The organism is Streptomyces sp. NBC_00328, from assembly GCF_036139655.1.
GTDB lineage: Bacteria > Actinomycetota > Actinomycetes > Streptomycetales > Streptomycetaceae > Streptomyces.
Genome location: NZ_CP108013.1, coordinates 5,601,714 through 5,622,929 on the forward strand (window position 1 = coordinate 5,601,714; position 21,216 = coordinate 5,622,929).

19 protein-coding genes are annotated in these 21,216 nt (G+C 71.3%); 13 read left to right on the top strand and 6 right to left on the bottom strand.

Features of this window, described 5'->3' with window-relative positions; genetic code table 11:
• Positions 1-278 precede the first annotated feature (278 nt).
• Genes OG485_RS24555 through OG485_RS24570 form a run of 4 tightly spaced genes read left to right on the top strand, consistent with a single transcriptional unit; the run spans position 279 to position 5,405 of the window.
• Complete coding sequence (locus tag OG485_RS24555; protein WP_328670718.1) at positions 279-1,037, top strand: redox-sensing transcriptional repressor Rex; 759 nt, start codon at positions 279-281, stop codon at positions 1,035-1,037.
• A complete protein-coding gene (locus OG485_RS24560) occupies positions 1,034-2,749 on the top strand; it encodes a glutamyl-tRNA reductase (RefSeq protein WP_328670719.1) in 1,716 nt (571 codons plus the stop codon). The genes OG485_RS24555 and OG485_RS24560 overlap by 4 nt, the downstream gene beginning before the upstream one ends.
• Entirely contained in the window at positions 2,746-3,705 is a 960-nt protein-coding gene (hemC, locus tag OG485_RS24565; RefSeq protein ID WP_328670720.1) for a hydroxymethylbilane synthase, read from the top strand. Before OG485_RS24560 ends, hemC begins: the two co-directional genes overlap by 4 nt.
• The gene (locus tag OG485_RS24570) at positions 3,702-5,405 is read left to right on the top strand and encodes a bifunctional uroporphyrinogen-III C-methyltransferase/uroporphyrinogen-III synthase (RefSeq protein ID WP_328670721.1); all 1,704 of its coding nucleotides are present in this window, start codon (positions 3,702-3,704) and stop codon (positions 5,403-5,405) included. Before hemC ends, OG485_RS24570 begins: the two co-directional genes overlap by 4 nt.
• A 64-nt stretch (positions 5,406-5,469) precedes the next feature.
• On the opposite strand, the gene OG485_RS24575 is transcribed toward OG485_RS24570, so the two are convergent.
• A complete protein-coding gene (locus OG485_RS24575; protein WP_328670722.1) occupies positions 5,470-5,667 on the bottom strand; it encodes a DUF397 domain-containing protein in 198 nt (65 codons plus the stop codon).
• Positions 5,658-6,500, bottom strand: coding sequence for a helix-turn-helix domain-containing protein (locus OG485_RS24580; RefSeq protein ID WP_328670723.1), 843 nt, complete (start codon positions 6,498-6,500; stop codon positions 5,658-5,660). The genes OG485_RS24575 and OG485_RS24580 overlap by 10 nt, the downstream gene beginning before the upstream one ends.
• 160 nt (positions 6,501-6,660) lie before the next feature.
• Here OG485_RS24580 and OG485_RS24585 point away from each other — a divergent pair, with 160 nt between their 5' ends.
• From OG485_RS24585 to hemB, 5 genes are all read left to right on the top strand, one after another.
• A complete protein-coding gene (locus OG485_RS24585; RefSeq protein ID WP_443048939.1) occupies positions 6,661-7,095 on the top strand; it encodes an ATP-binding protein in 435 nt (144 codons plus the stop codon).
• Between the two features lie 288 nt (positions 7,096-7,383).
• Positions 7,384-8,436, top strand: a complete 1,053-nt coding sequence (locus tag OG485_RS24590) for a helix-turn-helix domain-containing protein (RefSeq protein WP_328670725.1) — start codon at positions 7,384-7,386, stop codon at positions 8,434-8,436.
• Positions 8,437-8,570: 134 nt separating this feature from the next.
• A complete protein-coding gene (dprA, locus tag OG485_RS24595; protein WP_328670726.1) occupies positions 8,571-9,455 on the top strand; it encodes a DNA-processing protein DprA in 885 nt (294 codons plus the stop codon).
• A gap of 13 nt (positions 9,456-9,468) precedes the next feature.
• Positions 9,469-10,218: a hypothetical protein gene (locus OG485_RS24600; RefSeq protein WP_328670727.1), complete on the top strand. Its 750-nt coding sequence runs from the start codon at positions 9,469-9,471 to the stop codon at positions 10,216-10,218.
• A 99-nt stretch (positions 10,219-10,317) separates the two neighbouring features.
• Entirely contained in the window at positions 10,318-11,310 is a 993-nt protein-coding gene (gene hemB, locus OG485_RS24605) for a porphobilinogen synthase (protein WP_328670728.1), read from the top strand.
• A 47-nt stretch (positions 11,311-11,357) separates the two neighbouring features.
• On the opposite strand, the gene OG485_RS24610 is transcribed toward hemB, so the two are convergent.
• Complete coding sequence (locus OG485_RS24610; RefSeq protein ID WP_328670729.1) at positions 11,358-12,119, bottom strand: DUF4232 domain-containing protein; 762 nt, start codon at positions 12,117-12,119, stop codon at positions 11,358-11,360.
• A gap of 209 nt (positions 12,120-12,328) precedes the next feature.
• On the opposite strand from OG485_RS24610, the gene OG485_RS24615 reads away from it, so the two are divergent.
• The 3 genes from OG485_RS24615 to OG485_RS24625 all read left to right on the top strand — a co-directional run bounded on the left by OG485_RS24615 (position 12,329) and on the right by OG485_RS24625 (position 16,086).
• Positions 12,329-13,693, top strand: a complete 1,365-nt coding sequence (locus OG485_RS24615; RefSeq protein WP_328670730.1) for a helix-turn-helix domain-containing protein — start codon at positions 12,329-12,331, stop codon at positions 13,691-13,693.
• Positions 13,694-13,766: 73 nt separating this feature from the next.
• Positions 13,767-14,669 (top strand): SAM-dependent methyltransferase, encoded by a 903-nt coding sequence (locus OG485_RS24620; protein WP_328670731.1) that lies wholly within the window; start codon positions 13,767-13,769, stop codon positions 14,667-14,669.
• Between the two features lie 202 nt (positions 14,670-14,871).
• The gene (locus OG485_RS24625) at positions 14,872-16,086 is read left to right on the top strand and encodes an aminotransferase-like domain-containing protein (protein ID WP_328670732.1); all 1,215 of its coding nucleotides are present in this window, start codon (positions 14,872-14,874) and stop codon (positions 16,084-16,086) included.
• Here the strand turns inward: OG485_RS24625 and OG485_RS24630 are convergent.
• The 3 genes from OG485_RS24630 to OG485_RS24640 all read right to left on the bottom strand — a co-directional run bounded on the left by OG485_RS24630 (position 16,037) and on the right by OG485_RS24640 (position 18,880).
• Positions 16,037-17,194, bottom strand: coding sequence for a CU044_5270 family protein (locus OG485_RS24630; protein ID WP_328670733.1), 1,158 nt, complete (start codon positions 17,192-17,194; stop codon positions 16,037-16,039). The two genes, OG485_RS24625 and OG485_RS24630, sit on opposite strands and share 50 nt — an antisense overlap.
• Positions 17,187-17,834 carry an RNA polymerase sigma factor gene (locus OG485_RS24635; RefSeq protein ID WP_443048754.1) on the bottom strand — a complete coding sequence of 216 codons (648 nt, stop codon included), beginning with the start codon at positions 17,832-17,834 and terminating at the stop codon, positions 17,187-17,189. Before OG485_RS24635 ends, OG485_RS24630 begins: the two co-directional genes overlap by 8 nt.
• Before the next feature lie 167 nt (positions 17,835-18,001).
• Positions 18,002-18,880, bottom strand: coding sequence for a DUF4253 domain-containing protein (locus OG485_RS24640; RefSeq protein ID WP_328670735.1), 879 nt, complete (start codon positions 18,878-18,880; stop codon positions 18,002-18,004).
• A gap of 142 nt (positions 18,881-19,022) precedes the next feature.
• On the opposite strand from OG485_RS24640, the gene OG485_RS24645 reads away from it, so the two are divergent.
• A complete protein-coding gene (locus OG485_RS24645) occupies positions 19,023-21,215 on the top strand; it encodes a hypothetical protein (RefSeq protein WP_328670736.1) in 2,193 nt (730 codons plus the stop codon).
• Position 21,216 lies beyond the last annotated feature (1 nt).

The window sequence follows — 21,216 nt, forward strand, 5'->3', positions numbered from 1 at the left end:
CAAGGCGTCCGGAAAGTCGCCTAGGATCGACGGCGATTGGTCTCGGGGGCGGGATTCGTTGAGGAGAGTGTGCGGTTTTGCCCCCTTCAGGTGCGGAGCGGAGTCGTCCGCGCGCCGGTTGCATACGGGCGTGCCGGGCATGCGTGACCCCGGTCACGTTGGCCGGGCAAATCGGACACCGTCTTTGTGCACGCGTTCACAAAGACATAGCCTGCATTCGACGGGGCGGTCTGGGAACGTGTGACCGCCTGCAGCCCCGCTCTACCCGCAGGAGCACCGTGGCAACTGGCCGAACTCACCGACCGGCGACCCGCAGCCGAGGAATTCCCGAGGCCACCGTCGCCCGGCTTCCGCTGTACCTCCGAGCCCTCACCGCACTGTCGGAGCGCTCGGTACCCACGGTCTCATCCGAGGAACTCGCGGCCGCGGCGGGGGTCAACTCCGCGAAGCTGCGCAAGGACTTCTCCTACCTCGGCTCCTACGGGACCCGTGGTGTGGGGTACGACGTCGAGTATCTCGTTTACCAGATCTCCCGCGAACTGGGCCTGACCCAGGACTGGCCGGTCGTGATCGTCGGCATCGGCAACCTCGGTGCGGCACTGGCCAACTACGGAGGGTTCGCCTCCCGCGGATTCCGCGTGGCCGCGCTCATCGACGCCGATCCCGCGATGGCCGGCAAGCCCGTCGCCGGGATCCCGGTGCAGCACACGGACGACCTGGAAAAGATCATCGACGAGAACGGTGTCTCGATCGGTGTCATCGCCACCCCGGCCGGGGCCGCCCAGCCCGTCTGCGACCGTCTGGTCGCCGCCGGAGTCACCTCCATCCTGAACTTCGCGCCGACCGTCCTGTCCGTCCCGGACGGCGTCGACGTGCGCAAGGTCGATCTCTCCATCGAGCTGCAGATCCTCGCGTTCCACGAGCAGCGCAAGGCCGGCGAGGAGGCCGAGGCGCAGGCCGGTGCCGCCGCCCAGGCCGAGCGGGAGAACAACGGCAAAGGGCCCGACGGGGACTTTCCCGCCGTGATGCCGGCATGAGTCTCCTCGTCGTCGGGCTGAGCCATCGCAGCGCTCCGGTCAGCGTCCTCGAACGGGCCGCGCTGTCCGCGGACGCGCAGGTCAAGCTGCTCCAGGACACCCTCGCCACCGAGCCGGCCACCGAGGGCGCGGTCCTCGCGACCTGCAACCGCATCGAGCTGTACGCCGACGTGGACAAGTTCCACGCGGGCGTCGCCGAGCTGTCCACGCTCCTCGCCCAGCACAGCGGCGTCGGCCTGGAGGAGCTCACTCCCCACCTGTACGTGCACTACGAGGACCGGGCCGTCCACCACCTCTTCTCGGTGGCCTGCGGCCTGGACTCGATGGTCGTCGGCGAGGGCCAGATCCTCGGCCAGATCAAGGACGCGCTCGCCACCGCGCAGGAACTGCACACCGCGGGCCGCCTCCTGAACGACCTGTTCCAGCAGGCCCTGCGGGTCGGCAAGCGCGCCCACTCCGAGACCGGCATCGACCGCGCCGGACAGTCCCTGGTCACTTTCGGCCTGGAGCAGCTGTCCGGCGGACGGCCCGTCGAGCTCTGGGCCAAGGACAAGAAGGCCCTGGTCATCGGCGCGGGATCGATGTCCTCGCTGGCCGCCGCGACGCTCGCGCGCATCGGCGTCGGCGAGATCGTGATCGCCAACCGCACCCCCGACCGCGCCGAGCGGCTCGCCGAGATCCTCACCGGCGGCGACGACACGGACGTGCTGGCCCGCGCGGTACCGATGGACTCGGTGCCGGTCGAGCTGACACGTGCCGACATCGCCGTCTCGTGCACCGGGGCGACCGGGCTCGTCCTGACGGCCGAGACCGTCGCGGCCGCCGTCGAAGGACGTACGGGAACGCCCGCGGCGCGGCGCGAGACGGCGGCCGGCCCGGCCGGTCACCTCGCTCCCGCCGACGCCGGAGCCGAGGACGCCTGCCCGCTGGACCTGTCCGCCGTGCAGGGCGCCACCGGCTTCTCCGTCATGGGCGAGGCCGCCGTCGCCGGCATGGACGCGGCCACCCTGGAGCAGCACGCCGCCTGGGTGGACAAGGGCACCGGAACCGTCGAGCGCCGCGACAGCCGTCGTACGCCCGCGGAGGACGCCGAAGCCGACGCCGAGATCATCGCCGCGCTGGCCGCCTCCGCGGCGACGGCCGGCCGCATCCCCGAGCGCCGCAGGCCCGAACCCGTCGCCGAGGCACCCCGCCCCGCGCCGGTGCTCGCGCTGCTCGACCTCGCGATGCCCCGTGACATCGACGCTGTCGTGCACCGGCTGCTCGGTGTACGGTTCGTCGACCTGGAGACGCTCGCCGAGGCCTCCGCGGACGCGCCGATGGCCGCCGATGTGGACCAGGTGCGCCGGATCGTCTCCGACGAGGTGGCCGCGTTCGGCGCCGCCCAGCGGGCGGCGCACATCACGCCCACCGTCGTCGCGCTGCGCGCCATGGCCGCCGACGTCGTCGCGAACGAGATCTCGCGGCTCGACGGACGGCTGCCGGACCTTGACGACAAGCAGCGAGGCGAGATCACCCAGACCGTGCGGCGCGTCGTCGACAAACTGCTGCACGCGCCGACCGTACGGGTCAAGCAACTCGCCGCCGAACCCGGCGGCGCCGGGTACGCGGACGCGCTGCGGACCCTGTTCGACCTGGACCCGGAGACGGTCGCCGCCGTCTCGCGGGCCGAGAACAACACCGAGAACGCCAAGAACCGAGGGCGAGCATGAGTGAGCAGGCTTTGAGACTGGGGACGAGGCGCAGCAAACTCGCCATGGCCCAGTCCGGGCAGGTGGCGGATGCCGTGAGCCGGGTGACCGGACGGCCCGTCGAGCTCGTTGAGATCACGACGTACGGCGATGTCTCCCGCGAGAACCTCGCGCAGATCGGCGGCACGGGCGTCTTCGTGACCGCGCTGCGCGAGGCACTGGTGCGCGGGGAGGTCGACTTCGCCGTGCACTCCCTCAAGGATCTGCCGACGGCGCAGCCCGAGAACCTCGCGCTGGCCGCCGTGCCGGTGCGTGAGGACGTCCGCGACGTGCTCGTCGCCCGCGACGGACTGACCTTCGAGCGGCTTCCGGACGGCGCGCGCGTCGGCACCGGTTCGCCGCGTCGTATGGCCCAGCTCAACGCGTACGCGCGCAGTCACGGCATGTCGATCGAGACGGTCGCCATCCGAGGCAACGTCGACACCCGAATCGGGTACGTCCACTCCGGGGAGCTCGACGCCGTCGTCCTCGCCGCGGCCGGACTCAACCGGATCGGCCGAATAGACGAGGTCACCGACTTCCTGCCGGTCGACACCGTTCTGCCCGCCCCCGGCCAGGGGGCACTGGCGATCGAGTGCGCCGCGGACAACGCGGACCTCGTCGCCGCGCTCGCCGAGCTCGACGACCCGTTCACCCGGGCCGCCGTGACCGCCGAGCGATCTCTGCTTGCCGCCCTGGAGGCCGGCTGCAGCGCTCCCGTGGGCGCGTACGCCGACCTGCTGGCCGACGGGCAGATTGTCAAGGAGATGCGCCTGCGCGGCGTCGTCGGCATGACCGACGGCTCGACGCTGGTGCAGCTGTCCACCACCGGTCCCGTGCCCGAGACACATGACCAAGCGATGTCGCTCGGCCGTGAACTCGCTGCCGAGATGCTTGCCAAGGGCGCGGCCGGTCTGATGGGGGAGCGAGCACTGTGAGCCCCACCAAATTTCCCACCGGTCCGGTCCACGGGCACGTCACCTTCCTGGGTGCCGGACCCGGAGATCCAGGGCTGCTGACACTGCGCGCCGTCGAGGCGCTGGCGAACGCGGACGTCCTCGTCGCCGAGCACGACGTGCTCGACGTGGTACGCGGTCACACCAGACCCGGCGTCGCCGTTCTGCATACGGATCCGGACACTTCGCCGGTTCCGTACCCGGGCACAGGCACGCCTCAGCTGACGGTTGTTGACGGCGCGTCAACGACCGTTGGTGACCCCGCGTCGAGGGACGCTGCCAATCTTGTCATGACGGCCGCGCGGGGCGGCAAGCGGGTCGTGCGTGCGGTGTCCGGTGACCCCGGGCTCGACACCTACGCCGCCGAGGAGATGCTGGCCTGCGTCGCCGCGGGTGTTCCGTTCGAGGTGGTGCCCGGCATCGCGGCCGCCGTCGGTGTGCCCGCGTACGCGGGTGTGCCACTGCGGGACGCGCAGGGCGCGGACGTACGGTTCGTCGACGCGCGGACCGCCTCGAACCGCTGCTGGACCGAGGTCGGCGCCTCCGACGGCACCGTCGTGGTGTCGTCGACGCTCGACTCGGTGGCCGCGGCCGCGGGTGAGCTGGTGGCCTCCGGCCGCAAGCCCGACACCCCGATGTCCGTGACGATCGCCGGTACGACGACCCGCCAGCGCACCTGGTCGGCCACCCTCGGCACGATCGCGCAGACGCTGAAACAGGCGAAGGTGCTGCCGTCCCCGGACGGTGGCCGCCCGGTGATAGCCGTGGTCGGTGAGCGTTCCGCCGCCGCCCAGCGCGACCAGCTGTCGTGGTTCGAGTCCAAGCCGCTGTTCGGCTGGAAGGTGCTCGTGCCGCGTACCAAGGAGCAGGCGGCGTCGCTCTCCGACCAGCTGCGGTCGTACGGGGCCGTGCCCTACGAGGTGCCGACGATCGCCGTCGAGCCTCCGCGCACGCCCCAGCAGATGGAGCGCGCGGTCAAGGGCCTGGTGACGGGCCGCTACGAGTGGATCGCCTTCACCTCGGTCAACGCCGTCAAGGCGGTCCGGGAGAAGTTCGAGGAGTACGGGCTCGACGCCCGTGCTTTCGCGGGCATCAAGGTCGCGGCGGTCGGCGAACAGACCGCGAACGCGCTCGTCGCCTTCGGCGTGAAGCCGGACCTGGTGCCGAGCGGTGAGCAGTCGGCCGCGGGCCTGCTGGAGGACTGGCCGCCCTACGACCCGGTCTTCGACCCGATCGACCGTGTCTTCCTGCCCCGGGCCGACATCGCCACGGAGACCCTCGTCGCCGGGCTCATCGAGCTGGGCTGGGAGGTCGACGACGTCACGGCGTACCGCACCGTGCGCGCGTCGCCGCCGCCGGCCGACACCCGTGAGGCGATCAAGAGCGGCGGCTTCGACGCGGTGCTCTTCACCTCGTCGTCGACCGTGCGGAACCTGGTCGGCATCGCCGGCAAGCCGCACAACGTGACCGTGATCGCCTGTATCGGTCCGGCTACGGCCAAGACGGCCGAGGAGCACGGGCTGCGGGTGGACGTGATGGCTCCCGAGCCCTCCGTGCACAAGCTGGCGGAGGCACTGGCCGAGTTCGGCCTGCGCCGCCGTGCCGCCGCGCTGGACGCCGGTGACCCGGTGACCCGGCCGAGCGAGCGCCGCCCGGGCTCGCGCAGGCGCCGGACCACCTGACACAGGTGAGAACGCCCCGCCGTCTCTTACGGAGACGGCGGGGCGTTCTTCGTTGTGCGGCCGGTCAGACGGACGGCAGGAAGGCCGCCCAGGCGCCCGGGGCGAGGGTGAGGCGGGGGCCGCCGGGGTTCTTGGAGTCCCGGACGAGGATCCCGTCCGGGTGGGCGGCCACCTCTACGCAGTCGGGGCCCTCGTCCGTGCTGTAGCTGCTCCTTATCCACTCCGGTGCGATGCTCGCTTCGCTGCCTGGCTTCAGGGGCATGTCTCTCCAAGCACTCTCTCGATGAAGGCTGTTGACTCTCGCGGGTCGAGAGCTTGTGCCCGGATGGTCCCATAGCGCATGTCGAGCAGTTGGACCTCTCTCGGATCGGTGATCACGCGGCTGATGTGCTGCACTTCGACGTGCCCGACGGTGCCGCCGTCCTTGAGCCTGAGCAGTCTGAAGGAACCGGCCAGGCCGGAGTTCACCTCGCGACTCAGCGGGAGCACCTGGAGGTCGACGTTCCGGAACTCGGCGATCTCCAACAGGGTTTCGAGCTGGCGCCGCATGACCGTGCCGCCTCCGATGGGCCGTCGAAGAGTCGACTCGCACTGGACGAAACTGAAGAACGGCCGGGCCACCGTGCCGTCGACGATCTTCTGACGGGACACTCGGGCCGCCAGCCTCTGCTCCAACTCGTCCGCGCTGAACGGCGGTCGGCGTGCACCGAAGACGGAAGTCGCGTACTCCACGGTCTGCAACAACCCATGAATCACGGAGTTGTTGTACGCGCAGAGCTCGATCGCGTCCGACTCCAGCCTCTTCAGGTCCCGTACCTTCTTCGGGTACCGGACCTCGGCCAAGTCCTCCTTCAGCGCCGCGAGTCTGCCGCCCGCCGACAGGATCTCGTCCGCGCGGTCCAGGTACTCGGGCCGGGGGATGCGCCGACCCCGTTCCACCGAGGAGACCTGCTCCTCCCCGTACCCGATGGCCGCCCCGAACTCGGCCTGGGTGAGCCCGGCCGACTCCCGCCACAGCTTCAGCTGACGCTGGACGGTCCTCATCACGGCCCCGGCCTCTTCGTCGTCCTCCAGCCCCGCGTCCCCGTCGCTCACGCCCGCCGACCTCCCGCCACGCGCTTCCCTGCCCAACCCCGACACCCGCTCCCCGGTCACCCCGGTCACCCCGGTCACCCCGGACAGAACCGGACGCCACCCGGACACACACCGTCCGCACGGGCTGCCGTCCTTCACAGATTACGTACGCGAGAACACGCTGAGTCACGTGAATCAGCGAACCGCGCACTCTCCGCTCCGCCATTTCTCGGTGCCGCTCTCCGCCACCCGGCGCGGTGCCCGCCTCGCCCGGCTGCTCGCGGCGGAGCAACTGCACGACTGGGGACTGTCGTTGGACCCGGCCCGGCTCGTCGTCGCCGAACTCGCCTCGAACGCCGTCCTGCACGGCCGCGTCCCCGGCCGGAGTTTCCGTCTCACCCTGTCCGTCCTCACTCCCCGGACACTGCGCGTGGAGATCGCGGACGCCCGGGGCGAACGGTGGCCCACCCGGGTGCGGGACGGCGCCGGAGGGCAAGCCGAGTCCGGCTACGGGCTGCTGCTCGTGGAGGAGTTCGCGGACCGCTGGGGTGTGCGGTCGGGGCCTGTGCCGTGCAAGACGGTGTGGGCGGAACTCGATCTCGGGCCTCGCCGGTGACGCCCGAACCGGAGCCCGGCGAGGAGTACTTCGGTGGCGGGTGCTCCGGGGCGGCGGGCGGTAAAAGACCAAAGAACCCGGGGGGAAAACCGACCGACCAACCAAACCCGGCTCATGTCACACGAGCGGGTGAAACAGGCTGGTACGGGTGGCGCGCGGGCGGTCCGGACGTGCACGCTCACCGCAGGCACCACCCACAACTCCACATGCCCACACATGCTTCGGCCCCCGCCGGGACGGCAATCCCAGTGCGAGGGCCTGACCAAAGAGGAAGAACCCAACTTCCCCATGGCTGTCACCAAGCTTATCGATGCCCTGCGCCCGAGTCAGGGAGTACGCCGCAACGCCACCCACTCCGGTGTCTCGCACGTACGTGAGTACCAGCCCGACCGGTACACGATCGTCGGCAACCATCTCGCCCAGCACCGAGGACTCTCCGCGACCGCGATCGGGATCGCCGTGCACATCCTGTCGCTGCCCGAGGGCGCGCGGGTGGACATCCGCAGCCTCGCCGAGTGGTTCCCCGAGGGGCGGGCCCGAATCGCCTGCGCGCTGCGGGAGTTGGAGGCGCGGGGCTATGTCGAGCGGGTCCGGGAACGGCTCCCCTCCGGGCAGATGGTCACGCGTACGTACGCCTTCCACGCCCCCGCGCTCACCCGGGCTCGCCGGGAGGGAGAGCAGGAAACGGCCGTCGCCCCGGTAGCCCCGCCGATGAAGGCCGCCCCGCCCCCGAACCGAGCGGCCCCGTATCCCACGGCCCCGGACCTCCCCGCCTCCGGCGGCTTGCCCTGCGACGTGGTGCCCGAGCCGGTCATGGCACCCGACGCCGTACACGTCGGCACATCGGCCACCGAGACCGAGACCGCCGAGCCCCCGAAGCCGTCCCGCGACGAGCACCGGGACAAGGACGGGCACCACGACAAGGCCGAAGCGCTTCTCGCCGGGCTGCGTCGGACCGACATCCGGTTGACGCTGTCCGGGCGCGAGGTGCGGCGGCTGGCTCCCCTGGTCGTCGCCTGGTTCGAGAACGGTCTCGGCAGAGCGTCGGTGATCCACGCCCTGACCGACGGCCTTCCCCTCCATGTGCGACACCCGGCCGGCTTCCTCCGCAACCGCCTGCTGGACCTGCTTCCACCGGCACTGCCATCCCTTCCGGGGGCAGGCGAGGCCGAGCCGCTCCCGAGCCGGCCCCTGCCCCCTCCACCCGCCATGGCGACCTGCGAAGGCGGCTGCGACAGGGGATTCAGAGCACCGTTCCGGGGAGCGTGGTGCCGCGACTGCCGCACCGCCCGGCCCGGCGAAGCTCCCGCGGCTCCGGTGGATGTACCGGCCCTCGTTTGAGTTTCCCGAGAGGAAATGGCTCTGTGATGAAGCCCGGACATCGTGTTGCGACCGGCCGCCAGGGGATTGTCCTGTCCTGAAGAGACCGCTCATGTTCAGCCGCCCGGCTGGTTCCCCCTTCCTATACTTGGCGCATGGACCAGGAGCTGGAGCGCGCCGCCCTTGTCGCCCTGCTGCGGCGCGGCGATCGCCCTTGGCCTGACCTCACGGATCAGATCGAGACCGTCGGCAGCGCCCTCGAAGTCCTGGAGAACGCGCTGGACGCCTCGGGGCAGGGCGCGCTCTTCGACACAGGTCCCCCGGCGGATCTCGACGAAGTCGCAGCCGAGATCGCCGCCTGGGAGCGCGAGGGCATGCGGTTGGTCACGATCCTCGACGAGGACTACCCGCTCTATCTCAGACTGGTCCACCAGCGTCCGCCGTTCCTGTTCATGCGCGGTAACTCTGCTGAGGAGGACCTGCGGGTCGCCGTGGTCGGAACCCGCACCCCCAGCCCCGAGGGTGTCGCCCACGCTCGTGCGATCGCGGGTGGCCTTGCCGAGCGTGGCGTCACCGTGGTGAGTGGGCTTGCCGCCGGAATCGACACAGCCGCCCACGGGTCCGCTCTCGCCGTGGACGGGCGTACCGTCGCCGTCATCGGCACCGGCCTGCGTCACGCCTACCCCGCGCAGAACGCACGCCTTCAGCAGGAGATCGCCGAGCGTGGACTGCTGATCTCCCAGTTCTGGCCGGACACGCTCCCGTCCAAGACGTCCTTCCCCATGCGAAACGCGGTGATGAGCGGCTACAGCCTGGCCACCGTCGTCATCGAGGCGGCCTACCGCAGTGGCGCCCGAATGCAGGCCCGCCTCGCGCTGGAACACGGTCGACGGGTCTTCCTCATGCGCTCCCTCATGACACACGAATGGGCGAGGGAGTACGCGGCACGGCCCAATACCACCGTTATCGACGGGCCCGAGGACGTATTCCGTCGACTGGACTCCCTCGTCCCGGTCACGGGCGAGCTGACCTGGACATAGGGGCGCTGCCGGGATGGCGACCGTCGTCGGACTGTCGGACCGTTATGCCAACTTCCTCATTCACCCGCTGCCGCCGGGCCCAGGCGTGTGCCAGATCTGCCGGGGCCCGGCCAGATTCGGATTTCCGACCTGCTGGCGGTGCCACCAGGCGGGCACGGTGCTCGGGGCGGGCGTCGCCGACACCGTGGTCCCGATCAGTTTGGCCTTGAAAGGGGAGCAGTACGCCAACGAACTCTGGCGCTACAAAAATGCTCCAGGCGCCCAGCAGCGATACTTCAGTACGGGACTCGCGGCTGTTCTGTGGCGCTTCCTCGCCCGGCACGAACGCTGTATCGCCCATCAATGCAGGGTCCTTGGCTTCGACACCGTTACGACAGTGCCCAGCACGAGCGACCGTGCGGATCATCCCCTGCGTGCCATGGCCGCAGACATGGTCGGTGTCACGCGCGAGCGCTACCGCGACCTTCTCGTACCGGCACCGAAGGCAGCTGATCTGGGCCGCGAGGTATCGCTTGCGCGTTATACCTCGTCAGCGCTGTGGGGTGAGAACGTGCTGCTGATCGACGACACCTGGGTCACCGGAAACCATGCACAGTCTGCGGCCGCCGCGCTCAGAGCAGCCGGCGCCGGGAGCGTCGCCGTCGTGGTCCTGGGGCGTCATCTCAACAAGAGCTACGGGGACACGGCCGTCCACATCGAGCAGGCGCGGCTTCGGCGATTCGCCTGGGATATCTGCCTGCCGCGACCCTGGAGCCACGACTGACGGGCTCCGAACGTCCGTCCGCCTCCCCGCCCCAGAGCCCCTCGGGCTCCGACGCGGAGTCGGTAAAGGTGCCCCTGTGACGGGCGTAGCGTAGTTGTCATGACGAAGTACGGATCCTTTCCCGGTACCCGTCCCCGGCGGCTGCGCACCACGCCCGCCCTGCGCCGGATGGTCGCCGAGACCCGGCTGCACCCGGCCGACTTCATCCTCCCCGCGTTCGTCCGCGAGGGCGTGAGCGAGCCGGTGCCGATCGCGTCGATGCCCGGGGTCGTGCAGCACACGCGGGACAGCCTGAAGAAGGCGGCCGTCGAGGCGCTGGAGGCCGGGGTCTCCGGGATCATGCTGTTCGGGGTTCCCGAGGAGGAGAAGAAGGACGCCTTCGGGACGCCCGGTACCGACCCGGACGGGATCCTCCAGGTCGCGCTGCGCGATGTGCGCGCCGAGGTCGGCGACGAGCTGCTCGTGATGTCAGACCTGTGCCTGGACGAGACCACCGACCACGGGCACTGCGGTGTCCTCGACGACCAGGGCCGCGTCGACAACGACGCGACCCTGGAGCGCTACGCCGAGATGGCCCAGGTGCAGGCCGACGCCGGCGCCCACATCGTGGGCCCCAGCGGGATGATGGACGGCCAGATCGGCGTCATCCGTGACGCCCTCGACCAGATCGGCCGCGAGGACGTCGCCATCCTGGCCTACACCGTCAAGTACTCCTCCGCCTTCTTCGGCCCCTTCCGGGAGGCCGTCGGCTCCTCGCTCAAGGGCGACCGCAAGACGTACCAGCAGGACCCCGCCAACGCGCGGGAGTCCCTGCGGGAGTTGGCGCTCGACCTGGAGGAGGGCGCCGACATGGTCATGGTGAAGCCCGCGGGCCCCTACCTCGACATCCTCGCCCGCGTCGCCGACGCGGTGGACGTGCCGGTCGCCGCCTACCAGATCTCCGGCGAGTACTCGATGATCGAGGCCGCCGCCGAGAAGGGCTGGATCGACCGGGACAAGGCGATCATGGAGACCCTGACCGGCATCAAGCGCGCCGGCGCCCAGAACATCCTCACGTACTGGGCGACCGAGGCCGCGCTGAAGCTGCGCTGACCTCCCGGCGGGGCGGTTCCGGCGACACGATCGGGGGCGCGCTCCGCTCAGTACGCGAGCGCGTCGTCCAGGTCCTGCTGCCAGTACGTCACGGTGAGCTTGTCGTCGATGTAGACGCCCTTCGCGGGGAGGACCGGAGTGGCGCTGCGGCCCTTGTCGAAGCCGACCTCCAGGGTCTTGGCGGTGTAGCCGTTGCCCCCGCTGCCGTCGGCGGCCGACAGCAGCACACCCGCGTAGCCGGACTCGCCGGGGGCGAGGGTCACGACCGCCTGCGGGTGGGTCTCCTCCGCGACCGGCGGGACGGACTGGGCCTCGGCGAACCGGGCGATCGGATAGCCGGTCAGGTCGCAGTTCCTCGTGCCGGTGTTGGTGACGGTGAGCAGCAGGTGGTTGAGCGGACGGGACACCGCGGTCGCGGTGGTCTTCGTCGTGGAGCCGTCGCAGGCGACGTTCCTGTTGCCGCCGGCCTGCCCGGTGGAGCCGGTCTTGGAGCCGGTCCCGGTCTTCTTGCCGGAGCCCTGTGTGGAGCCGGCGGCCGTGGACGTGCTCTTCGAGCCGCCCGAGCCGCCCGTCGTCGAGCCGCCCGTCGAGCTCGCGGTGCCGTTGCCCGCGGGCTTCGCCGTCGAACCCGCGTCGGTTGCCGGTCCGCTCGGCTGCGCCGAGGACGCGGACGTGTCGGACGGGCCCTCGGCGCGTACGCCGTTGCCGTCGTTGCACGCCGTCAGAGTCAGCGCGGCGAGTGCGACCGCCGTGGCGGCGAGGAAGCGGGTACGGGCGGTACGGGCGGTGTGTGCGGTGCGTACGGACATGGTGATCCCCCTGGGTGTTGCTGGTGGGTCGGCCGCTCGACCGGTCGGCGGGAGCGGCGTGCTTGGATGACCGAAGCTTGTGCGGTGTTCCGTCCCGGCCACCACCATCGCCGGGGTATTCGGGACGCCGGAACGTTCGCGCAGGGTCTGAGCTGGGAAAACGGTGTCGCCCTGGAACACGGTCCGGGACGCGGGGGATGGAGGAACGTATGGCGGGGGACGAGTTCGCGGGATTACTGCGGGAGCTGAAGGCGCGGTCCGGGCTCAGTTACGGGGCGCTCGCCAAACGGCTGCACGTGAGTACGTCCACGTTGCACCGGTACGTCAACGGGGATGCCGTACCGACGGATTACGCGCCCGTGGAGCGCCTCGCGCGTATGTGCCGGGCAACTCCGGAGGAGCTGATCGAGCTGCACCGGAGCTGGGTCCTCGCGGACGCGCTGCGGAGGCAGAAAACCCCGGGCGCGGGGTCCCCGCCGGGAGCGGTGACGGTCGCGGTCGCGGAAGGCGAGGGGGACGGCACCGAGACGGCGGGCGGGAGCGCGGAGGCGGACTCTGCCCCGGGTGGCGGGGCGGCCGGGAGCCCAACGGAGGCCGGGAACCTGCCGAGTTCGGCGCCCGAGCCGGTGCCGAAACCGGGGCCGGTGACGCGGAGCCGGCGGGCTCTGCTGCTCGCCGGCGCCGTCGCTGTCGTGGTGACCGCGATCGTGTCCACCACGCTGGCCCTGAACTTCGGGTCCGGCGGAGGTGACGGCGACTCCAAGGGAGAGGCCGTGCCCCTCGGCATACCGCCCACGACGGGCCCGCGTGGCACCGGCACGACACCTGACGCCCACCACGGGTCGGCCTCGCCGTCCGCCTCGCACAGCGGCAGGCCCAAGGTGTCCAGCTCGACGATCGGCGGGGCCGTCGACGAGAACGGTGTGGTCGAGAGCGGTGCGGCCGGGAAGGGCGGCGCGGCCGAGGACGGCGCAGGCGCACCGGCCGTCGTCGCCGACGCGTACAAGTGGGACAGCCCGTGCAGCCAGCACTACCTGGTGAACCGGGACGCCCCGCAGGTGCCGCCGCCACCGCCGAACGAGTCGGACGCGCGCGGCTGGGTCACCGCGCTCGGCGGGGTCGCGAGCGGGGAGCAGATGCTCGCCCTGACGGTGCAGGGCACGGGCAGAGCGACCGTCGTCGTGGAAGCACTGCACGTGCGGGTGGTGCGGAAGGACGTTCCACTCGCTTGGAACGACTACGCGATGGGCGTGGGCTGTGGCGGAGGTGTCGAGACGAAGTCGTTCACCGTGGACCTCGACGCGGGGCAGCCCGTGACCGCGCTCAAGGGCGGACAGCGGGACTTCCCGTACAAGGTCAGCGAGTCCGACCCCGAGGTCTTCTACGTGTTCGCGGACGCACGGGCGCACGACGTGAGCTGGTACCTGGAACTCGACTGGACCAGCGGGACGAAGAGCGGCACGGTGCGCGTCGACGACCACGGGAAGCCGTTCCGGACGAGCGGGAACACAGGCCGGCCCGCGTACAACCACCCGCTGGGCGGCAGCGAGTGGGTGTCGGCTCCCTCCGAGTGATCGGGCGTGATCAAGTCCCTTCAGGAGTTAGGTTGTTGGCCGTTGGACGACGCGACTCTCCAGGGAGATGCCCATGTCAGGTGACGCCCTCAGCCAGGACCCCGCCGAGCTGAGAAGGAGGATCGACACCAGCAAGGCGCACCCCGCCCGGGTCTACGACGTCTTCCTCGGCGGCAAGGACAACTACCCCGTCGACCGGAACGCGGCCGCCGCCGCGCTCGCCGCCAACCCGCGCGGCTACCTCGACGTCCGGCACAACCGCGACTTCCTGCGCCGCGCCGTGACCGCGCTCGCGACGCAGGACGGCATCCGGCAGTTCCTGGACATCGGCACCGGCCTGCCCACGCAGGAGAACGTCCACCAGATCGCCCAGCGGATCACCCCGGATTCGCGGGTCGTGTACGTCGACAACGACCCGGTGGTCCTCGCCCACGCGCGAGCCCTGCTCACCAGCGGACCCGAGGGCCGTACGGACTACATCGACGCGGACCTCAAGGAACCCAAGCAGATCCTCGAACAGGCCGCCGAGACCCTCGACTTCGCGCAGCCCGTCGCCCTGGTCCTGGTCGCCATCCTGCACTTCGTCGAGGACGCGGACGCCTACCCCATCGTGCGCGGGCTCGTCGACGCGCTGCCGTCCGGCAGCCGCCTGGTCCTGAGCCACCTCACCGAGGACCTGAACGCGGAGAACATCCGCGCGGTCCAACGGACCTTCACCGAGCGGGGATTCACCTTCGTCCTGCGCTCGAAGGCGGAGGTCGAGCGCTTCTTCACCGACAACGGCCTGGTCCTGGACGAGCCCGGCATCGTCCCCGCCCACCACTGGCGCCCCGACGGCGGCACCCCGGCCCCCGAGACCGCCGAACCCGCCTTCCTCGCCACGCTCGACGCCGTCGACAAGGTCCGCTACCTCGACATCAACGACGTCACGGACGCGGACATCAACGTGTACGTCGCCACGGGAGTCAAACCCTAGGCGCCATGGGCGAGTTGTGATCCGTCCGCATCGCGGAACCGGCGGGTGTAGAGGCCACGTACCTGCCTAGGGTCGGTCAGGGGCGGCCCCGGCACGACGGGGCCGCCCGCAAGCGCGCCCGCAAGGACGCCGTCCCCGAGGGTGCCCTCCCCGAGGCTGCCGCCCGTAAGGACGCCGTCGCCAAGGACAAGGAGCCGTCACCGTGACCGTCACCGAACCCGCCGCCACGACCGCACCCGTGCCCCCGCTCGCCGCGAGAGCCACCGCGATCGGCGGCTCGCCGGTACGGGACATCCTCGCGGTCACCGCACGCCCCGAGGTGATCAACTTCGCGGGCGGGCTGCCCGCTCCGGAACTGTTCGACGCGGACGGCATCGCGGCCGCGTTCCGGGACGTCCTCGCCGAGGAACCCGAACGGGCCCTCCAGTACTCGACGACCGAGGGCGAACCATCGCTGCGGACGGCCCTCGCCGACCGCACGAGCGCCCGGGGACTGCCCACCGGGCCCGACGACATCCTCGTCACCACCGGCTCTCAGCAGGCCCTGTCGCTGCTCGCCACCGCCCTTCTCGAACCCGGCGACACCGTCCTGGTCGAAAGCCCCTGCTATCTGGCGGCACTTCAGGCGTTCGCCTTCGCGGGGGCGCGCGTGCTGGCCGTGCCGGGCGACGACGAGGGCATCGACCCCGACGCCCTCGGTGAACTCGTGGCCCGCGAGCGCCCGAAGCTGCTCTACACCGTCCCCACCTTCCAGAACCCGACCGGACGCACCCTGCCGGCCGACAGACGGGCCGCCGTCGCCCGCGCCGCCGCCGCGCACGGCCTGTGGATCGTCGAGGACGACCCGTACGGAGAACTGCGCTTCGAGGGCGAGCGGGTCCCGTGGATCGCCTCCCACGACGGCGCCGCGGACCGGACGGTCCTCCTCGGCTCGTTCTCCAAGGTGATGGCACCCGGCCTGCGGCTGGGCTGGCTGCGGGCACCCGCGGCACTGCGGCGCGCGTGCGCCGTCGCCAAGCAGGCCGCCGACCTGCACACCCCGACCGTCAACCAGCTCGCCGCCGCCCGCTATCTGGCCGACCGCGACCTGGACTCCCACGTGGTCCAGGTCGCGGCCGTCTACCGCGAACGGCGTGACGCCATGCTCGCGGGCATTGCCGCCGCCCTCCCGGCCGGATCCACCTGGACCCGCCCGGAAGGCGGCATGTTCCTCTGGGCCCGCCTGCCCGAGCGCTACGACACCACGGCTCTGCTCCGCCCGGTGGTGGACCAGGGCGTGGCCTACGTCCCCGGCGCGCCCTTCTACGCGGGCACACCGGAGACATCGACCCTGCGCCTGTGCTTCGTCACCCAGACGCCGGAGGAGATCACCGAGGGGTTGCGGAGGTTGGGGACGGGGTTGCGGAAGGAGAGGTAGGGGACGGGGTGGCGGAGGTGGGCGACGGGGTCGGGGTTGCCGAGGTAGGGGACGGGGACGGGGAGGCGGGAGACGGGGTCGCGGAGCCGGGGGACGTGGACGGGGTCGCCTCGCTCGGGGACGGGGACGCGTCGCTCGGGGACGCGGAGGTGGAGGGAGTCGTCCGTACCGCGTCCCGGCCGGCCGGCTGCTGGCCGATCCTGTCCACCACCCCTTGCACCACGACGCCTCTGACCTGTGAGAACCCCCCGTTCTTGTCAGAGTGTCCCCGCTCGAATATCCCGAGGTACGCGTAGGTCTTCGAGTCGAAGACGAAACCTATCGCCGCCCCGGGGTAGGAGACCCCTATGCCGTGCCGGCCGAGCGCGTTCACCCGGTCGTGGTCGATCCTGATGGCGGTCATCTTCGAGAGGGCCTCGAACGCGGCGGCCCGCAGTCCCGGAGGCAGGACCCGGGGACCCCGCAGGAACATGCACGCTTCGAAGTACGCCCCCAGGTCCACCTGCGGATCCTTCGCAGGGTCCCCGCCGCCCCGGAACCACTTGAGGAGCTCGTCCGGGTCGGTCGGCCACTTCTTCAGCTTCGCGTACTGGAGGGGGATCGACTGCATCTGGTGCTTGGTCAGAGGCGGTTCGTCCTGGATCCTGCCGTTGTAGATGGACCGGCTGGTCTTGGAGCCGTCCACCGACAACCAGTACTCGTCGACGAGCCGCATCTTCCGCCCGCGCCGGTCGTAGGTCCGATGGGTGATCTCCTTCGAGTACATGTACTGGTCGTCGCGAGGGATCGGCATACCGTTGTCGTCCGCACGCGACCGGTCCGCGGCCCTGCGCAGCACCTGGGCGGCGTTGAGCGCGGTCAACTGCGGTCCCCCGGCGCGGACGGCGAGGAGCGTCGTGCCGGCCACCGCCGCGGTGCCGGTGGCCGCGACCGCCGCGCGGAACACCAGCCGCCGGGACAGCGGACGCTGCCGCGCGAGGGCTCCGCTCCCGTCGCCGGTCTCCTCGCCGATGGCGGTCTGCAGCCGGGCGAAGGCGACGGCGCGCGCCCGGTCGGTCGGTGCGGCCTGCTCGGCCGCGAGGTCGCGTACAAGGCTGAGGTCATCCACGGCGGGGTTCCTCCTGTTCCTCTCGAAAGGCTGTGGGATCCGACCCGCCCAGTGCTTCGCGCAGCTTCTTCCGGGCCCGGTGCAGCCGTGAGCGCACCGTGCCCACCGGTATGCCCAGGGCCTCGGCGGCCTCCGCGTAGTCGAGATCTCCCCAGGCGATCACCAGCAGGACGTCCCGGTGGCGCGCGGGCAGCTTCGCCAGGGCCGCCGACAGGGCGCCGCGCGTGCTCTCGGCACTGATCCGGGCGGCCACCCGCTCCGCCAGCGGCTCGCCGCCGCCCTCTTCGGCGGGAGCCGTGGAGACAACCCGCGACACCGCCCGCAGACGCCGTGCCTCGGCCCGCCGGTGCCCGCCGATCAGACGCGTGACGATGCCGTACAGCCAAGGGCGCGCGTGCGGCTTCGACAGGTCGTAACGGCGGCGCCGCTGGAAGGCGATCACGAAGGTCTCGGCCATCAGATCGTCGGCGGCCTCGGTGCCGAGCCGTCTGGCCGCGTACCGGTGGATGTCGTCGGCGTAGCGGTGGAACAGCTCGGCGAACAACTCGGGTTCGTCCCAGGACCGTTCGATCACCGAGGCGTCGGAGTCGCCGTCCGCGCCCGCACCGGCGCCGGAGTCCGAGCCGGTGTCGGTGGCCAAGGCCCTGGCCGGACGGTGGACTCCGACGCTCGGTGAGACGGTCATCGGTCGCCTCTCAGGCTCATGGATCTCCTCGAAGAGGGGGCAGGGTCACCCGTTGTCCGCCGAAGCCCGCTTTCGAGTTCCCGTTTCGGACCGAGGAATTTCCCGACGGCCGGACGAACCGGTCAGTCCCACCAGAAGGACCACACCCGTTCGTTCAGCACCTCCTGGTCGGCGTACTCGCGCAGGGTCGTGTGGTGGCCCTGGGTGATGTTGTCCGGGCAGAAGGCGAAGTGCTCGGCGGCGACCGCCTCGGCCTCCGCCACGGTCGTCGGCGGCGCCGCGACGGACACCACCAACTGGTCGAAGGTCAGGGCCACCACGCGTATCCCGAAGCGGTCCTCCCACGAGCGGAGCACGGCGCACAGGCGCGCCACGTCGTTCTCGTAGTTCAGAGGGCCGGGCCAGCCGATGGCCGCCGGGATGTCGGCGCTGCGGCGCGCCGGGACCAGGGCGAGCCGGGGCTGCTTCAGCCAGGAGCCGGACTGCGCCAGGGCGTCGGCGATCTCGGCGGCGCGGGCGTCCGGATCCGCGTCGAGCGGGGTCGCGGCGGCCTGGCCCGGCCAGACGGGCCCGTACGGCGCGATCGTCTCGTCGAAGGCCGGCTGCTCCCCGAAGACCTCGACGACCTTCTCCTTGCCGGGGTAGTCCCGGCCCGGTTCGGGTTCGTCCGCCGCGTACTCCTCCCAGAACTCCGCCAGCACCTCCTCGGCGTGGTGATCCCCGGGATACGACATCTCGTCGGGCATCAACTCCCAGTCCTCCGGGCCGTTCTGCGGGCCGCCCACGTCCAGCAGCACCGGCAGCAGCCCCGCGGTCCGGGCGGCGGACAGGACCGCCCAGCCGCCGGGAACCGCCCGCTCCTCGGCATGCCACAGCAGCGGCTCGTGCCACGTCCCGTCGTGGGTCGTGTCGATGAGTCTCCCGGCGGGGAGCTGAAGCCCGAGCGCGCGCCCGCTCGGGTCTGCCGCCAGCCGCGGCAGCGGATTGGGAAGAGTCGCCATGCCGGTGACTGTAGGGGCCGCCACTGACAACGCGCGGGCCGCGGGTGCCCGTTCGCGTGCCCGCGGTCCGCCGAGCGGCAGGGACCCGCTGTCGGTGGCGGCCCCTACAGTGGCGGCGGGTGAGGGAAACGGGAGGACTGCCGTGCCGGTGTGGCGTGTTGAGGCGGACGGGTACTCGGGCGGGCTGGACGAGGACCTGGAGTTCGTGGCGTGGCGCGATCCGCGGGGGCGGGCGCTCAAGAAACTGCCGGCGGCGCTGGAGGGACACCCCGAGCTGGAGCGGATGCGCAGGCTGAGGCGCCGGCTCGGGCAGCACAGGAGCGAATGCGCCGAGCTGGCCCGGGAGTGGGCGCTCGCCGGGGTCGCGGTGCCGGCGGAGCTGGGAGAGAGCGATCCCGTGTGGCGGGACGCGCTCGCCGAAGCCGCAGTCGCGCTCGCCGACGGACCGGCCCCGGACGACGGGCTGGTCGCCCGGGTGTACGCGCACGCCGTGACCGGGCGCCGGATCGTGCGGGTCATGCCGGAGGAGGTGGCGCCGTACCGGGACAAGGTGATGGCGCACGAGGAGTGGGAGCGGGTCGGCGGATTCCGCACCGGCGTGCCCGAGACCGGCGAAGACGCCCGCTCACGCGAACTCCCCTTCCCCGAAAGGGCGCTCGCCGCGTTTCCGGGCCAGGAGGACGCGGTCCTGGGGGAGGTCGACCGGCTGCGGGAGGCCGGTCTGCGGAAGACGAACACCGACCGTTTCTTCAAGGAGCTGGAGAAGTCCCGGCCGAAGCTGCTCGCCCTGTTCCTCGACGAGGTCGCCGAGAGGCATCTGTCCCCCGGCCGCGACCGCGCCCGGGGGACGGCCATCGCCTACTTCGGCCGCGCCCGCAAGGCCGAGCGGCAATACACCCCGGGGATGGACCAGGACTGGCTGGACGCGCGCTACGCCGTGTTCGCCGAGGCCGGGGCGATCGGTGTGCCCGCACTGCGCGCGCGGGCGAGGGAACTGAGCCGCGGGGGCGCGATCACGCCCGAGCGGGCCGTGGCCTTCCGCACCGTCATGATCAAGTGGGCCGCCGCCGCGGACGCGCGGGGCGGTTTGTACTCGCAGATGGCGCTGGACGTGCGCAATGTGGCCAAGGCCGCCGGGCTGGACCCCGAGGAGGAACTGGCCACGGTGCTGGGCGAGGCCCGGATGGTGCGGAAGAGACTGTCGCACGGCGACCTCTTCTGGCTGGACGCGCTCGCGGACCGAGCCCTCGACCTGCTGTGCGAGCGAGAGCCGGAGTCCGTGCGCGCGGATCTGCTGCGGCAGCGGCCGTACGCCGGTGAGCTGGAGAACCGGCTGTGGCTCGACATGCTGGAGCGCAGTGGCACCCTGGCGCAGCTGTGCGGTGAACTCCCCGGGGTGACGGCCGCGGAGGCCGCGCGCTGGCTGACCGACTGTCTCTGCGCGGATCAGGACTTCAGGCCGGACCGGACGTTCCTCGACATCGCGTCCCGCATCGCACCCAGGCTGGCCGCCGAGCAGGTTCCGGTGGAGATCCGCTACGAGCCCGACAGGCTCGGCTGCCGCAGAATCCTGCCGTTCGATCTGATCGACCTCTTCCTGGAATGCGGGGTCCCGCTCGCCGATCCCCCTGAGCGGCTGCTGCCCGCCCAGCTGAAGGATCTGGCCGTCGTGCACCGCCCCGAGATGCGGCATGTGTGGGCCGACCCGCGCTTCGGGCCCGAAGTACGCGCGCTGCTGCGCGACGTGCTCGACCAGACGTCGGGCCGCGTCAGCAACCACGGCCGCTCGTACTCCTCGCTCAGCACGTGGGAATGGATCGAACCGCATCCCTTGTTCACACACGGCCAGGGCCTGGCGGTGCTCCGGGAGTGGTGCGCGCAGGAGCGCACCATGCTCCGCTCCGGTGTCGACCTGGCCGGGCTGGTCCTGCTCCTGAGTCGGTTGGTGCACGTCGGCGGCACGGTGGACGCCCTGCTCAAGGACGCCGACGCGGCGGCCGAGTTCGCCGCCGTGGACGTGATCGGGCTGTTGATGCCCGAGCTGCCGGACCTGCCGGAGGGGACGGGGCGCGCGGATGTGGAGAAGCTGATCGCCGATCTGCCCGCGGATCGGGTGGGCGTACGGCCCGGGTCCGTCGTCATGGACGTGGTGGCCCGGCTGTGGCCCGAGATGGAAGTGGTGGCCCCGCGGTGGCCCGACAAGCCCCTGGAGTCGTGGCAGGTCGGCAACACCCTCCAGACGGCCGTCAACTGCCGGATCGCGCTGGCGCGTCTGGTCCGGCGGTTCACACCCGAGGACGAGGCGGCCCCGCCCGACGGTGCCGGCGCTCTGTGAA